Genomic DNA, 15,609 nt, shown 5'->3' with positions numbered 1-15,609 from the left:
AGGACCTCATGGCCGTTCTCGTGCTCCAGATCCCTCCCCGCCAGCGCCTAGGCTCGCGCACGGCGGACGAGCCGGCGCCCGCGCGCGCACTCGGCGAGGTCGATTACGTCTTCAGCCCCGACGGCCTGGCCGTCGGCTCGTCGGGCCGCGCCGCGCCGGCGCTGCTGCCACGCGCCGACAGCGTCGTCGCCGTGCTCGCCGATGCCGACGTCGCCTGGCAGCGCCTGGTGCTGCCCAAGGCACCGCCGGCGCGGCTGCGCGCGGCGCTGGCCGGCATGCTCGAAGAAGCGCTGCTCGACGACGAGGACGCGCTGCACTTCGCGCTGCCGCCGCAGGCCGCGGCCGGCGGCGAGACCTGGGTCGCCGTCGTGCACCGCGGCTGGCTGGCCGGCGTCGTCGCCGAACTCGAAGCCGCCGCCGTCGTCGTCGACCGCGTCGTGCCGGCGGTCGTGCCCGGCACGCCGGGCGGTCACTTCTCGCTGCCCGAAGACGCCGCCGCCGATGCCGCGCCCTGGCTGACGCTGGTGCGCGAGGACGGCGTCGCCCGGCTGCGCACCGAAGGCTCGCTGGCACGCGCGATGCTGCCGCCCGAGGCCGCGTCGCCGCGCTGGACGGCCACGCCGGCCGCCGCCGCCGCCGCCGAACGTTTCGTCGGCCAGCCGGTCGCGGTGCGCACCGAGGCCGAGCGCGCGCTCGACGCGGCGCGCTCGCCGTGGAACCTGCGCCAGTTCGATCTGGCGCCGCGCCGCCGCGGCCTGCGCGTGCTGCGCGAGCTGGCGCATCGGCTGATGAGCCCCGAATGGCGCCCGGTGCGCTGGGGCGCGGTCGCCCTGATCGTCGTGCAGATCGTCGGCCTGAACGTCATGGCCTGGCAGCAGCGCCGCGCGATCGCCGAGCGCCAGGCGGCGATGACGACGCTGCTGCAGCAGAGCTTCCCCGGCGTGCGCGCCGTGGTCGACGCGCCGCTGCAGATGCGCCGCGAAGCCGAGCGCCTGCGCGCCGCCGCCGGACGCGCCGGCGACGGCGACCTGGAGGTGCTGCTCGGCGCCGCCGCCGCGGCCTGGCCCGAAGGCCAGGGCCCGGTGCAGACGCTGCGCTACGAGTCCGGCCGGCTGACGCTGGCCGCCACCGGCTGGAGCGAACCCGAGATCGCCGGCTTCCGCGCCCGGCTCGGGCCGGCCGGCTACGCCGTCGAACTCGCCGAAGGCCGCATCACGCTGTCGCGCCGCACCGGAGCTGCCGCATGAACGCCGCACGCCTGGCACCGCTGAAGGTCTGGTGGGCGCGGCTGGCGCCGCGCGAGCGTGTGCTCGTCGCCGCCGCCACCACCGTCGTCCTGCTCTACCTCGTCTTCGCCGTCGCGGTGCAGCCGGCCTGGCGCACGCTGAACGCGGCGCCGGCCAAGCTGGAGGCGCTGGACACCGAGCTGCAGGCCATGGGCCGGCTGGCCGCCGAAGCGCGCGAGCTGCGCGCCGCGCCGCCGGTCAACGCCGAGCAGGCCGCCGCCGCGCTGCGCGCCGCCAGCGAGCGCCTGGGGCCGCAGGGCAAGCTCTCGCTGCAGGGCGAGCGCGCCGTGCTGACGCTGGACAACGCCGGCACCGCCGAGCTGCAGGCCTGGCTGGCCGAGGTGCGCTCGGGCGCCCGCGCGCGCCCGGTCGAGGCGACGCTGACCCGCGGCGCGACCGGCTACAGCGGCACGATCGTCGTCGCGCTGGGGGGCGCTGTTTGAGCCCGCTGCCCAACGACTGGTCTCGCCGTCTGCGCGGCGGACGGCGCTGGGCCGTCGGCGGCGCCGCGCTGGGCGCCGCGGCGGCGCTGGTCGCGTTCGCGCCGGCCGCCTGGCTGACCGGCGCGCTGGCCCGCGCCAGCGGCGAACGCCTGCTGCTCGCCGACGCCCAGGGCAGCATCTGGAACGGCAGTGCCGTCCCGGTGCTGACCGGCGGCCCCGGCGCACGCGACGCCGCCGCCCTGCCCGGCCGGCTGCACTGGACGCTGCGCCCGGCCGCCACCGGCGTCGTGCTGCGCGCGCGCCAGGCCTGCTGCATCGACGGCGAACTGGCGCTGCGTGTGGACCTCGGCCTCGGGCGCTGGAAGGTCACGCTGCCGGCCGGCCCGGTGGGCCGCTGGCCGGCCGCCTGGCTGGCCGGGCTGGGCACGCCGTTCAACACGCTGGGCCTGGGCGGCTCGGTCGCGCTGGCCAGCCAGGGCCTGGTGGCCGAGTCGGCGGCCGGGCGCTGGAGCCTGTCCGGCGGCGCGACGCTGTTGCTGGACGACATGTCCTCGCGCGTCTCGACGCTGGACCGCCTGGGCAGCTACCGCCTGACGCTGTCCGGCGGCGACGTGCCGCGGCTGACGCTGGCCACGCAACAGGGGCCGCTGATGCTGTCAGGCGACGGCCAGTGGTCCACGCACGGACTGCGTTTCCGCGGCGAAGCCGCCGCGGCGCCGGGCTCCGAAGCCGTACTGAACAACCTGCTGAACATCATCGGCCGCCGCCAAGGCACCAAGGCCGTCATTTCGATCGGATGAGCATGAAATTCTCGCGCCTCCTCACCGTCGCGCTGTGCATGGCCGCCGCCGCCCAGATGGCGCCGCTGCCGGCGGCAGCACAGCGCCCGCGTGCGCCGGTCACGGTGAACTTCGTCAACGCCGACATCGACGCCGTGGCGCGCGCCTTCGCGGCGATGATCGACCGCCAGATCGTCGTCGACCCGCGCGTCAAAGGCCAGATCACCGTCTACAGCGAGCAGCCGCAGAGCGTGCAGGAGGCCTATCAGAGCTTCCAGTCGGCGCTGCGCGGGCTGGGCTTCGCGGTCGTCGAGAGCGGCGGGCTGCTGAAGGTGGTGCCCGAGGCCGACGCCAAGCTGCAGACCGGCACGGTCTCGGTCGACAACGTCCCGGTGCGCGGCGACCAGGTCATCACGCAGATCTTCCGCCTGCGCTACGAGAACCCGAACAACCTGGTCGCCGTGCTGCGGCCGCTGATCAGCGCCAACAACACGATCAACTCCAACCCCGGCTCGAGCTCGCTGGTCATCACCGACTACGCCGACAACCTGCAGCGCATCGGCCGCATCATCGCCGCGCTCGACCAGCCGACCGTGACCGACCTGGAGGTCGTGCCGCTGCAGCACGCGGTGGCCGCCGACCTGGCGCCGCTGGTGCAGCGCCTGGCCGAGACCGGCAGCACCGTGACCGCGCCCGGCGCCGCCGCCGGCGCCAGCGGCACGACGGTGGTCGCCGACTCGCGCAGCAACTCGCTGATCATCCGCGCCCCCAACGCCGCGCGCCTGGCCGCGGTGCGCGCCGCGATCGACAAGCTCGACCGCCCGGCCAGCGGCCTGGGCCCCAGCGGCGGCCTGTGGGTCGTGCACCTGAAGAACGCCGACGCGGTGAAGCTGGCGACCGTGCTGCGCGCGGCTTTCGGCAACAGCGGCGGCTCGGGCAGCGGCTCGACGACGCCGACCGGCCTGGGCACGACCGGCACGCCGACGACGCCCGCCAACCCGTCCGCGCCGAACACCGGCACCGGCCTGGGCTCCAGCGGCGCCTCGACGCAGTCCACCTCGCCGGTCACGCCGTCGGGCCAGCCGACGACCGGCGGCTTCATCCAGGCCGACCCGGCGACCAACTCGCTGATCATCACCGCGCCCGAACCGCTGTACCGCCAGGTGCGCGCGATGATCGACCAGCTCGACTCGCGCCGCGCCCAGGTCTACATCGAGAGCCTGATCGTCGAGGTCGCCGGCGACAACGCCGCCGAGTTCGGCTTCCAGTGGCAGGGGCTGCTGGGCAAGAACGGCGACTCGACCGGGCTGTTCGCCGGCACCAACTACAACAACGCTGCCGGCAACGGCAACATCCTGACGATCACCACCGCCGCGGCCTCCGGCAGCACCACCGGCCTCTCGGTCGGCGAGGGTCTGAACATCGGCCTGCTCAAGCGCTACGGCGGCACCTACGCGCTGGGCGCGCTGGCCAATCTGCTGCAGAGCCAGACCAAGACGAACATCGTCTCGACGCCGAACCTGATCACGCTGGACAACGAGGAAGCGAAGATCGTCGTCGGCGAGAACGTGCCCTTCATCACCGGCCAGTACACCAACACCGGCAACTCGACGACCAGCCCGTTCCAGACCATCGAGCGCAAGGACGTCGGCATCACGCTGCGCATCCGGCCGCAGATCGGCGAGAGCGGCACGGTGCGCATGACGATCTACCAGGAGCAGTCCAGCGTGCTGACGACGGCCACCGTCGGCACGACCAACGCCGGCCCGTCGACGACCAAACGTTCGATCGAGTCGCAGGTCGTCGTCGAGGACGGCCAGATCATCGTGCTCGGCGGCCTGGTGCAGGACAGCTTCGTCGAGGACAAGTCCAAGGTGCCGCTGCTGGGCGACATCCCGGTCATCGGCGCGCTGTTCCGCAGCGAGAGCCGCACCAAGAAGCGCACCAACCTGATGGTCTTCCTGCGCCCGGTCGTGATGCGCGACGCCGACAGCAGTGCCAAGCTCTCGCTGGACCGCTACGACCAGATCCGCGCCCGCCAGGAAGACTCGCAGCCGGTGCCCAGCAGCATCCTGCCGATCAACGAGGCACCGGTGCTGCCGCCGCTGCCCAACGCCGCGCCGCAGCCCGCCAACCCGGCCAAGGCGCCGATGGTCACGCCGGTCGCACCGGCGCCCAACGACGTCACGCCGCCGGCCAACGGCGAGAAGTAAGCCGATGGCCACGCGACACCCGCTGCCCTACGCGTTCGCCAAGGCGAACACGCTGCTGCTGGAAGACGACGGCCAGCTCGTGCTGTGGGCCGGCGAGACGACGCCGCCGGCAGCGCTGGCCGAGGTCACGCGGCTGTTCGAGGTCTCGGCCTTCGAGCACGAGCCGAGCGCGACGCTCGCGCAGCGCATCGCCGCGGCCTACGCCGGCGGCGAGAGCAGCGCCGCGGCCGTCATCGGCGAGGTCGAAAGCGGCGTCGACCTGTCGCGCATGATGCAGGAGCTGCCGGCGGTCGAGGACCTGCTCGAAGCCGCCGACGACGCGCCGATCATCCGCATGCTCAACGCGCTGCTGACGCAGGCCGCCAAGGACGGCGCGAGCGACATCCACATCGAGCCCTACGAACGCAGTTCCAGCGTGCGTTTCCGCGTCGACGGCACGCTGCGTGAAGTCGTGCAGCCGAACAAGGCGCTGCACGCGGCGCTGATCAGCCGGCTGAAGATCATGGCCGAGCTCGACATCTCCGAGAAACGCCTGCCGCAGGACGGCCGAATCAGCTTGCGCATCGGCGGCCGCGCGATCGACGTGCGCGTCTCGACGCTGCCCTCGGCGCACGGCGAACGCGCGGTGCTGCGCCTGCTGGACAAGGCCGAGTCGAAGTTCACGCTCGAAGGCCTGGGCATGGACGGCGAGGTGCTGCAGCGCTTCGAGCGCCTGATCCAGCAGCCGCACGGCATCGTGCTCGTCACCGGCCCCACCGGCAGCGGCAAGACGACGACGCTGTACGCCTCGCTGGGCCGGGTCGACACCGCGACGACCAACGTGCTGACCGTCGAAGACCCGGTCGAATACGAGCTGCCCGGCATCGGCCAGACGCAGGTGAATCCGAAGATCGACCTCACGTTCGCCAAGGCGCTGCGCGCCATCCTGCGCCAGGACCCGGACGTCATCATGATCGGCGAGATCCGCGACTACGAGACCGCGCAGATCGCGATCCAGGCCTCGCTGACCGGCCACCTGGTGCTGGCGACGATCCACACCAACGACGCGCCGTCCTCGGTCACGCGGCTGATCGACATGGGCGTCGAGCCCTATCTGCTGTCCTCCAGCCTGCTCGGCGCGCTGGCCCAGCGCCTGGTGCGCAAGCTCTGCCCGGCCTGCAAGCGCCAGGACGGCGAAGGCCGCTGGCACCCGGTCGGCTGCCCGGCCTGCAGCCACACCGGCTACAAGGGCCGCACCGGCGTCTACGAGCTGATGGTCGTCGACGAGAAGGTGCAGACGCTGATCCACGAACGCGGCTCGGAGCAGGACCTGGCCGCCGCCGCGCGCGCCAACGGCCTCAGCTCGATGCGCGAGGACGGCGAGCGCCTGATCGCCGCCGGCCTGACCTCGGCCGAGGAAGTCATCCGCGTGACGAGAGACTGATGCCGGCCTACCGCTTCGAGGCGCTGGACGCCGCCGGCAAGGCCCAGAGCGGCCTGCTCGACGCCGACAACGCACGCGCCGCACGTGCCCAGATCCGCGCCCGCAACCTGGTGCCGCTGTCGGTGGCGCCGGTCGGCGCGCCGGCCGCCGAAGGCACGAACGCGGCGCGTTTCTCGCGCCGGGTGTTCAACGCCACCGGGCTGGCGGTCTGGACACGCCAGCTCGCCGGGCTGGTCGGCTCGGGGCTGCCGCTGGAACGTGCGCTGACCGCGCTGGCCGACGAAGCCGAGGACCTGCGCCAGCGCGAGCTGCTGGTGCACCTGAGAAGCGAGGTCAACGCCGGCAGCCCGTTCGCGCGCGCGCTGGGCACCGCGCCGCGCGAGTTCGACGAGGTCTACCGCGCGGTGGTCGCCGCCGGCGAGCAGAGCGGCGCGCTGGGCGCGGTGCTCGAACGTCTGGCGCAGGACCTGGAAGACCGCCAGGCGCTGCGCGGCAAGCTGCTCGGCGCGATGCTCTACCCGGCCATCGTCTCGCTGATCGCGCTGGTCATCGTGACCTTCCTCGTCACCTACGTCGTGCCGCAGGTGGCGACGGTGTTCAGCAACACCAAGCAGTCGCTGCCGCTGCTGACGGTGCTGATGATGGCCATCAGCGACTTCGTGCGCCACTGGGGCTGGGCCGTCGCGCTGGGCGTCGTCGCGGCCGTCTCGGCCTTCGTCTTCGCGCGCCGCAACGACGGTTTCCGCGAACGCAGCGATGCCGCCTTCCTGCGCCTGCCGCTGGTCGGCCGGCTGGCGCGCGGCTACAACGCGGCGCGTTTCGCCGGCACGCTGGCGATGCTGGCCGGCGCCGGCGTGCCGATCCTGAAGGCGCTGCAGGCCGCGGCCGAGACGCTGGGCAACCGCGCGATGCGCGCCGACGCACTCGACGCGCTGGTGCAGGTGCGCGAAGGCGCGCCGCTGGCCGCGGCGCTGGCCGCGAAGAAGCGTTTCCCCGGCCTGCTGGCGATGTTCGCCCGCCTGGGCGAGCAGACCGGCCAGCTGCCGGTGATGCTGCAGCGCGCCGCCACCCAGCTCGGCGCCGAGGTCCAGCGCCGCGCGATGGCCGTGGCCACCGTGCTCGAGCCGCTGCTGATCGTCGCGATGGGCGGCGTGGTGATGATGATCGTGCTGGCGGTGATGCTGCCGATCATCCAGCTCAACAGCTGGGTGCGCTGATCCCGCGGGCCTCCTGGCCCAGCCTGAAGGTCGACACCAGCTCGGCCAGCTGCCCGGCCTGCTGGCGCAGGCTGCCGGCGGCGGCCGTCGCTTCCTCGACCAGCGCGGCGTTCTGCTGCGTCATCTGGTCGAGCTCGCCGACCGCGCCGTTGACCTGATGGATGCCCTGGCTCTGCTCGACCGCCGCGGCGCTGATCTCGGCGATGATGTCCGTCACCCGGCGCGCGTTGGCGACGATGTCGCCCATGGTCTGGCCGGCGTCGGCCACCAGCCGCGTGCCCGACTCGACCTTGTCGACGCTGGCACCGATCAGCGCCTTGATCTCGCGCGCCGCCTCGGCGCTGCGCTGAGCCAGGGAACGCACCTCGCCGGCCACGACCGCGAAGCCACGCCCCTGCTCGCCCGCACGGGCGGCTTCGACCGCCGCGTTGAGCGCCAGGATGTTGGTCTGGAACGCGATGCCGTCGATGGTGCCGATGATGTCGGCGATGCGGCGCGAACTGGCGCTGATCTCGTCCATCGTCGTCACCACCTGGCCGACGACCTCGCCGCCGCGGCGCGCGACGTCGGCGGCGGCCACCGCCAGCTGGTTGGCCTGGGTGGCGGCGTCGGCGCTGGACTTGACGGTGCCGGTCAGCTCTTCCATCGCCGCGGCGGTCTGCTGCAGGTTGGACGCGGTGTGTTCGGTGCGCTGGCTCAGGTCCTGGTTGCCGGTGGCGATCTGGGCGCTGGCCGTGGCGATGCCGTCGGCCGCGCCGCGCACCTGCTGCACCGTGTTGCGCAGCGCCTCGCGCATCGTGTCGATGGCGCGCAGCAGGCGGCCGAACTCGTCGCGCGGGTAGTCGGCGCGGGGCCGGCCCGAGAGGTCCATCGCGGCGATCGCCTCGGCGGCTTTCTCGGCCTCGACGACCGGACGCACGATGCTCAGCGTCAGCTGCCGGGCCAGGAAGACGCCGAGCAGCAGGGCGAAGACGCTGGAGCCGACGAGCGCCTGCACCGTGCGTGCGCGCAGCGCCTCGACGCGCGCGGCGGCGGAGTCCAGCTGAGTCTGCTGCAGCGCGAGCAGCGCCTGGACCTTGGCCACGTACGTCCCGGCGGCAGCCTCGAAGCGCTCGCCGAAGGCCCGGGCGGCACCCTCGGCGTCACCGGCCTTCTTCAGCGCGGAGATCTCTTCGCGCGCCGCGAGATAGGCCTTGCGCGCGCCACCGATCTCCTCGTAAAGCGCGCGCTCCTCGGGCGTCTGCAGCGCCTCGCCGACGGACTTCTGCAGCGCCGAGGCCTCCTGGGTCGAGCGCGCCGACGTCGCGGCGAAGTAGCTCACCAGGCCGGCGTCGCTGCTCTTGGCGATGGCCGCCGAGCGCTGCACGGCGGCGTTGATCAGCAGCAGCCAGGAGGCGCTCGCACGCTCGACGCGCAGGCGGTGGGCGAGCATGTCGTCCAGCTCGCCCTGCAGCGTGCGCAGCATCAGCACGGAGGCCGCGGCGGAGAAGAGCGACAGCGTCAGGATGACGGCGAGAACGGCGGTCATGCGACGGCCGATCGACAGACTTGAGAGCATTCGATGGTCTTGGACTTGCCCGGGCAAACGCCGGGCTGATGTCCTCCACCTCGATCCGGGCCTGTGGAGTGGTGCGCTGGCCCTGCGCAATTCCGTGGTCCGGGACTCAGATCACGTCAGGGCGGCCCGTGTTTCGTTCCCCAGCCTGAAGGTCGACACCAGCTCGGCCAGTTGCCCGGCCTGCTGGCGCAGGCTGCCGGCGGCGGCCGTCGCTTCCTCCACCAGCGCGGCGTTCTGCTGCGTCATCTGGTCGAGCTCGCCGACCGAGCCGTTGACCTGGGCGATGCCCTGGCTCTGCTCGATCGCGGCGGCGCTGATCTCGGCAATGATGTCCGTCACCCGGCGCGCGTTGGCGACGATCTCGCCCATCGTTTCGCCGGCGTCGGCCACCAGGCGCGTGCCCGACTCGACCTTGTCGACGCTGGCACCGATCAGCGACTTGATCTCGCGCGCCGCCTCGGCGCTGCGCTGGGCCAGCAGGCGGACCTCGCCGGCCACGACCGCGAAGCCGCGCCCCTGCTCGCCCGCACGGGCGGCTTCGACCGCCGCGTTGAGCGCCAGGATGTTGGTCTGGAACGCGATCCCGTCGATGACGCCGATGATGTCGGCGATGCGGCGCGAGCTGGCGCTGATCTCGTCCATCGTCGTCACCACCTGGCCGACGACCTCGCCGCCGCGGCGCGCGACGTCGGCGGCGGCCACCGCCAGCTGGTTGGCCTGGGTGGCGGCGTCGGCGCTGGACTTGACGGTGCCGGTCAGCTCTTCCATCGCCGCCGCGGTCTGCTGCAGGTTGGACGCGGTGTGTTCGGTGCGCTGGCTCAGGTCCTGGTTGCCGGTGGCGATCTGGGCGCTGGCGGTGGCGATGCCGTCGGCCGCGCCGCGCACCTGCTGCACCGTGCTGCGCAGCGCCTCGCGCATCGTGTCGATGGCGCGCAGCAGGCGGCCGAGTTCGTCGCGCGGGTAGCGGGCGCGGGCCTGGCCCGAGAGGTCCATCGCGGCGACGGCTTCGGCGGCGAGTTCGGCTTCGACCACCGGGCGCACGATGCTCAGCGTCAGCCGCCAGGCGAGCAGCGCGCCGATCAGCAGGCCGAAGAGGCTGGCGGCGATCTGCACCTGCACCGTGCGCGCGCGCAGCGCCTCGGCGCGCTGGGCGGCCTCGTTGAGGCTGGACTGCTGCAGGTCCACCAGCGCCTGCACCGCGGCGACGTAGGCCTTGGACGCGGGCTCGAACTGCTCGGCGTAGGCGCGCTCGGCGGCGGCCGGGTCGCCCGACTTCTTGGCTTCGCTGACCGCGTCGCGCGCGGTGAGGTAGTTCTTGCGCGCCGTGCCGATGCGCTCGAACACCGCGCGCTCCTCGGGCAGCGTCAGCGCCTGGTCGACACGCTTTTGCAGCTCGGCCGAACCCTTGGACGTCTCGGCGTTGATCGGCGCGAAGTAGTCGGCCAGCGTCGGGTCGCTGCTCTTGGCGATCGCCGCGGCGCGCTGCACGCCGACGTTCAGCCGCTGCAGCCACTCGGCGCTCATGCGCTCGACCTGCAGCCGGTGGCCCAACATGTCCTGCAGCTCGCCTTGCAGCGTGCGCAGCATCAGGACGGAGACGACCGCCGAAACAAGGGACAGCGCCAGGATGGCGGCCAGCACGGCCGTCATGCGGCGGCCGATCGAGAGACTATGGAACATGTGACGGCGGGGATCCTGCCCGGTCAGGCGCCGGGCTCGTTCCCTTCAGTCGTCACATGACGCACCAGAGTTGAGCGCCACCACGCGGCAAAGCGGCGAGTCGTGATCTATGTCACGACTCGGCCCCGATCCGCGACTTCCGTCACGCCACCAGGTGCGACTCGCGGCCCAGGCGGAAGGTCGACACCAGCTCGGCCAGCTGCCCGGCCTGCTGGCGCAGGCTGCCGGCGGCGGCCGTCGCCTCTTCGACCAGCGCGGCGTTCTGCTGCGTCATGCGGTCGAGCTCGGTGACCGAGCCGTTGACCTGGTTGATGCCCTGGCTCTGCTCGTGCGAGGCGGCGCTGATCTCGCCGATGATGTCGGTCACGCGCTGCACGCTGGCGACGATCTCGCTCATCGTGCTGCCGGCCTCGGCGACCAGGCGCGCACCCGACTCGACACGGTCGACGCTGGTGCCGATCAGCCCCTTGATCTCGCGCGCCGCCTCGGCGCTGCGTTGGGCCAGCGTGCGCACCTCGCCGGCCACCACGGCGAAGCCGCGGCCCTGTTCGCCGGCCCGCGCCGCCTCGACCGCGGCGTTGAGCGCCAGGATGTTGGTCTGGAAGGCGATGCCGTCGATCGTGCCGATGATGTCGGCGATGCGGTGCGAGCTGGCGCTGATCTCGCCCATCGTCGCGACGACCTGGCCGACGACCTGGCCGCCGCGGCGCGCGACGTCGGCCGCCGAGCCGGCCAGCTGGTTGGCCTGGGCGGCGGCGTCGGCGCTGGACTTGACGGTGCCGGTCAGCTCTTCCATCGCGCTGGCCGTCTGCTGCAGGTTGGACGCCGTGTGCTCGGTGCGCTGGCTCAGGTCCTGGTTGCCGGTGGCGATCTGCGAGCTGGCGGTGGCGATGCCGTCGGCGGCGCCGCGCACCTGCTGCACGGTACGCCGCAGCGCCTCGCGCATCGAATCGACGGCGCGCAGCAGACGGCCGGTCTCGTCGTTCGGGTAGTGGCTGCGCGCCGTGCCCGACAGGTCCATCGCGGCGATGGCCTCGGCGGCCTTCTCGGCCTCGACGACCGGGCGCACGATGCTCAGCGTCAGCCGCCACGACAGGAAGATGCCGAGCAGCAGGCCGACCAGGCTGGAGCCGACCAGCGCCTGCACGGTGCGCGTGCGCAGCGCCTCGACGCGCGCGGCCGCGGCGTCCAGGTTGGCCTCCTGCAGTTCCAGCAGCTTCTGCACGGTGGCGATGAAGCTCGCCGTCACCGGCTCGAAACGTTCGGCGAAGGCGCGTGCGGCGCCGGCTTCGTCGCCGGACTTCTTCAGCGCGCTGACCTCGTCGCGCGCCGCCAGGTACTGCTTGCGCACCTCGCCGATGCGCTCGAACAGCGCGCGCTCCTCGTCGCTGTCCAGCGAGTCGCCGATCTTCTTCTGCAGCTCGCCGCTTTCCTTGCTCGACTGCGTCGACACGGCGGCGAAGTACTCGACCAGGCTGGGGTCGCGGCTCTTGGCGATGGCCGCGGCGCGCTGCGCGCCGGCGTTGATGCGCAGCAGCCAGGCGGCGCTGGCGCGTTCGACGACCAGACGGCGGTTCAGCATCGTGTCCAGTTCGGCCTGAAGCGACCGCAACATCAGAACCGAGGCGACGGCCGAGACGAGCGACAGCGTCAGGATGGCGGCGAGCACGACGGCCATCCGGCGGCCGATCGAAAGGCGTTGCAGCATGCGAAGGTCCTCCAGCGTGCGCCCCGCCGGAATCGGGGGCGTCACGAAGGCTTAGTCGACCGCGCGCGAGCCTGGCTGAAATCCAGAAGCGTGACCGAGCGCACGCCAGCCCCGGCGCACCGGGCTGCGCGGCAGCGGCGGCTCGCGCAGATCCTCGGCGAAGGCCTCGCTGCGGCGGCAGACGTCCAGCGCCGGCGCCTCGGGGCGGGCGCGGTCCTCGGTGGGCATCCAACCGTGGGTGGCGGCGGTGGCAGCGTGCATCGTCGTCTCCGTGGCCCGTCGGCGGGCCGTGACGAGATCGTCGGCGATGGGGATTTCAGCGTCTTGACGCGACGATGTCCGCCGCGTGACGGTGCCGGCGGGCGCGTGTCTTGCTGACGCCTTCAAAACAAGCCGGGTTTTGCCGCACGGTTCCGGGCTTGCCGCGCGGTCGACCATGCTTGAATGATGTCGAGCCTGTCCTCGCCCCAGGAGGTATGCATGTCGGAATCGCACGATCTCGTCCCGGTGTCCGCCGGCCGCGGCCGGATCCCGATCGCGCAGCTGCGCAGCGTCTACCGGCCCGACGAGGTCGAGAAACGCCTGACCCAGCTGCCCCCGCGCGAGCACGAGACGCTGCGCAGCACCTACGAACGCATGATCGAGAAGGGCGGCGAGCGCTTCCAGGTCAAGCCCTCGGGCCTGCCGGCGATGGAGCACCTGTACGAGGAGCTGCCCAATTTCGGCGAGGTGCTCGACGACGTGCGGCGCCAGCTCGCGCTGTGCCACGACAGCCGCGACGCGCTGGAGATCACGCCGATGCTGCTGCTCGGGCCGCCCGGGATCGGCAAGACGCACTTCGCGCGCGAGGTCGCGCAGCTGCTGGGCACCGGGCTGGGCTTCGTGTCGATGAGTTCGCTGACCGCCGGCTGGGTGCTGTCGGGCGCGTCCAGCCAGTGGAAGGGCGCGCGCCCGGGCAAGGTCTTCGAGACCCTGGTCGAGGGCCAGTACGCCAACCCGGTGATGGTCGTCGACGAGATCGACAAGGCGCGCGGCGAACACGCCTACGACCCGCTGGGCGCGCTCTACAGCCTGCTCGAGCACGACACGGCCTGCCACTTCACCGACGAGTTCGCCGAGGTCGCGATCGACGCCAGCCAGGTGATCTGGGTGGCCACCGCCAACGACGAACGCGCGATTCCCGAGCCCATCCTCAACCGGATGAACGTCTTCGAGGTCCAGGCGCCCGACGCCGACGCCGCGCGCTCGATCGCCTTGCGGCTGTACCGCAGCCTGCGCGCGCGCCACGACTGGGGCCAGCGCTTCGAGGACACGCCGGGCGAGGCGGTGCTCGAGCGCATGGCGCAGATGGCGCCGCGCGAGATGCGCCGCGCCTGGATGACCGGCTTCGGCAACGCCCGGCTCGCCGGGCGCGACACGATCGAACTCGCCGACCTGCCGGGCGCCGGCGCACGCCGCAGCGGCATCGGCTTCCTGCAGTAGCTCAGGCGGCCAGCCCCGGCGACGGGACGCACCGCACCGTGCCCTTGCCGGCCTGCTTGCCGGCGTACATCGCCGCGTCGGCCCGGCGCAGCAGCACGACGGCGTCGCGGCCTTCCTGCGGCGCCAGCGCGACGCCGACCGTCAGACCGATCGTGCAGCGCAGTGCCCCGAGCTCGAACGGCGCGGCGAAGGCCTGCACCAGACGCTCGCCGAAGGCACGCGCTGCCTCGCCGTCGCCCAGCCCTTCGGCGAGCACGACGAACTCGTCGCCGCCCAGGCGGGCGACGAGGTCGCCCTGGCGCAGCGCGGCGCGCAGCCGCTGCGCGACCAGTGCCAGCAAGGCGTCGCCGGCTTCGTGGCCGTGTTCGTCGTTGACGGCCTTGAAGCCGTCGAGGTCGGCGAGGAAGACGGCCAGCGGCCGCGTCTCGTCGACGCCCGCCAGCGCCGCGTCGAGCGCCTGCTCGAGGCCTCGCCGGTTGGGCAGCCCGGTCAGGGCGTCGCTGTGGGCGAGCGCCTGCAGCCGCTGGCGTTCGCGGTCGGCGTGTTCGGCGCGTTCGCGCTGCTCGACGTCGCGCAGGTCCAGCACGCGCAGCCAGGCCAGGGCCTGCAGCAGCGCGCCGAGCTGGTAGGCGTTGTGCGTCCAGACGTCCAGATCCAGCCAGCCGTGCAGCAGCAGCGCCAGCACGGTGGCGCCGACGGCGCTGGCGCCCCAGCCCAGGATGACGTAGGACGCGGCGTGGTCGCCGGCATGCCAGCGCCGCCAGGCCATCGGCAAGGCGACGAGCATCGGCAGCGGCCCGAGCACGCTGGCGACGAGCTGGGCCTGGCGGTAGTCGAGCACCCCGGCCACCAGCAGCAGCGCCGCCAGCGCCGCGACGCCGCCGGCCAGGCGGGTCGCGCGCGCCAGCCGCGGCGACAGCACGCGGGCGCCGAACAGGCCGTCGACCAGCCACAGCCCGCCGGCCAGCCCGACCAGCACCGACAGCAGCGGCGCCAGGTCGGCGAACCAGGCGCTGTTCGACCACAGGTGCTGTGCGCCCAGCCCGGCGAACGAGAACAGGAACAGCCCCGAGCCGACGGTCGACAGCGCGTAGTGCAGGTACACCGGCTCGCGCCGGCCGATGGCGCGCACCAGCGCGAAGGTGACGAGGCAGACGCTGATGCCGGCCGCCAGCCCCTGCAGCATCTGCAGCCGCGCCTCCTCGGCGTAGAAGGCGGCGGGCTTCATCAGCCGCAGCGGCAGCAGCATCGTGCTCGTCGTCTGCACGCGCAGCAGGATCTCGTGCTCGAGCCCGCGCTCCAGGATCAGCAGCATCGCGTGCGGGCGCGTCTGCAGCGGCCGCTGCACGAAGGGCAGCGCATCGCCCATCTGCGCATGGCGCACGACCAGGCCGTCGGAAACGACGTAGGCGTCGATGCGGTCCAGCGGCGGGTAGTCCAGGTCCAGCAGCCAGCGGCCGTCGTCGTCCAGCGGCACCGCCAGCTGCAGCCGCAGCCAGACGGCGCCCTCGCGCAGCCCCAGGTTGGCGCGCCGCCCGGCCATAGGCACGAACTCGGCGCGGCGCACCAGCACCTCGTCGACGCCGAGCCGGCCGCCGGGATCGGCGAGCATCGTCATGCGCGGCCAGGCGTCGATCTCCTGGCGGTCCGGGCTCAGCACCAGCCAGGGCTGCGCCGCTGCCGCGCTGGCGGCGGCCATCAGCAGCCAGGTCAGCAGCCCAGCCAGCAGCCCGCGCCGGCACGCCGCAACCCACGCCACCGGCGGCGGCAGCCGACGGAAAACGGCGGTGATGGCGGACGAACGGCCGGACATGTGCGCC

At 72.9% G+C, this 15,609-nt stretch carries 12 protein-coding genes; 7 read left to right on the top strand and 5 right to left on the bottom strand.

Annotated elements, in window-relative coordinates:
- Positions 1–8: 8 nt before the first annotated feature.
- From gspL to gspF, 6 genes are read left to right on the top strand one after another with little or no spacing between them, the layout of a single operon-like run.
- Positions 9–1,247 (top strand): type II secretion system protein GspL, encoded by a 1,239-nt coding sequence (gene gspL / locus RGE_RS03915; RefSeq protein ID WP_014427015.1) that lies wholly within the window; start codon positions 9–11, stop codon positions 1,245–1,247.
- The gene (gene gspM, locus RGE_RS03910) at positions 1,244–1,729 is read left to right on the top strand and encodes a type II secretion system protein GspM (protein ID WP_014427014.1); all 486 of its coding nucleotides are present in this window, start codon (positions 1,244–1,246) and stop codon (positions 1,727–1,729) included. The genes gspL and gspM overlap by 4 nt, the downstream gene beginning before the upstream one ends.
- Entirely contained in the window at positions 1,726–2,529 is an 804-nt protein-coding gene (gene gspN, locus RGE_RS03905) for a type II secretion system protein N (protein ID WP_014427013.1), read from the top strand. Before gspM ends, gspN begins: the two co-directional genes overlap by 4 nt.
- Complete coding sequence (gene gspD, locus RGE_RS03900; protein ID WP_014427012.1) at positions 2,526–4,721, top strand: type II secretion system secretin GspD; 2,196 nt, start codon at positions 2,526–2,528, stop codon at positions 4,719–4,721. Before gspN ends, gspD begins: the two co-directional genes overlap by 4 nt.
- Before the next feature lie 4 nt (positions 4,722–4,725).
- Positions 4,726–6,144, top strand: a complete 1,419-nt coding sequence (gspE, locus tag RGE_RS03895; protein ID WP_014427011.1) for a type II secretion system ATPase GspE — start codon at positions 4,726–4,728, stop codon at positions 6,142–6,144.
- Positions 6,144–7,361 (top strand): type II secretion system inner membrane protein GspF, encoded by a 1,218-nt coding sequence (gene gspF, locus RGE_RS03890; protein ID WP_014427010.1) that lies wholly within the window; start codon positions 6,144–6,146, stop codon positions 7,359–7,361. The genes gspE and gspF overlap by 1 nt, the downstream gene beginning before the upstream one ends.
- On the opposite strand, the gene RGE_RS03885 is transcribed toward gspF, so the two are convergent.
- The 4 genes from RGE_RS03885 to RGE_RS03870 form a co-directional block, all read right to left on the bottom strand.
- On the bottom strand, positions 7,342–8,919 hold the full coding sequence (locus tag RGE_RS03885; protein WP_014427009.1) for a methyl-accepting chemotaxis protein: 1,578 nt from the start codon (positions 8,917–8,919) through the stop codon (positions 7,342–7,344). The genes gspF and RGE_RS03885 overlap by 20 nt on opposite strands.
- A gap of 111 nt (positions 8,920–9,030) precedes the next feature.
- Positions 9,031–10,599, bottom strand: a complete 1,569-nt coding sequence (locus tag RGE_RS03880) for a methyl-accepting chemotaxis protein (protein WP_014427008.1) — start codon at positions 10,597–10,599, stop codon at positions 9,031–9,033.
- A gap of 142 nt (positions 10,600–10,741) precedes the next feature.
- Positions 10,742–12,307 carry a methyl-accepting chemotaxis protein gene (locus RGE_RS03875; protein ID WP_014427007.1) on the bottom strand — a complete coding sequence of 522 codons (1,566 nt, stop codon included), beginning with the start codon at positions 12,305–12,307 and terminating at the stop codon, positions 10,742–10,744.
- Between the two features lie 51 nt (positions 12,308–12,358).
- Positions 12,359–12,568 (bottom strand): hypothetical protein, encoded by a 210-nt coding sequence (locus RGE_RS03870; protein WP_014427006.1) that lies wholly within the window; start codon positions 12,566–12,568, stop codon positions 12,359–12,361.
- A gap of 219 nt (positions 12,569–12,787) precedes the next feature.
- Between RGE_RS03870 and RGE_RS03865 the strand changes: the two genes are divergently transcribed.
- A complete protein-coding gene (locus tag RGE_RS03865) occupies positions 12,788–13,789 on the top strand; it encodes an AAA family ATPase (RefSeq protein WP_014427004.1) in 1,002 nt (333 codons plus the stop codon).
- Position 13,790: 1 nt separating this feature from the next.
- Here RGE_RS03865 and RGE_RS03860 read toward each other — a convergent pair whose 3' ends face one another.
- A complete protein-coding gene (locus tag RGE_RS03860) occupies positions 13,791–15,602 on the bottom strand; it encodes a diguanylate cyclase (protein WP_014427003.1) in 1,812 nt (603 codons plus the stop codon).
- Positions 15,603–15,609: the final 7 nt, after the last annotated feature.

The sequence above is a fragment of the Rubrivivax gelatinosus IL144 genome (genome assembly GCF_000284255.1).
GTDB classification, from domain to species: domain Bacteria; phylum Pseudomonadota; class Gammaproteobacteria; order Burkholderiales; family Burkholderiaceae_C; genus Rubrivivax; species Rubrivivax gelatinosus_A.
The sequence above is the reverse complement of the archived record's forward strand: the minus strand, read 5'-3'. Positions and strand labels throughout refer to the sequence as shown.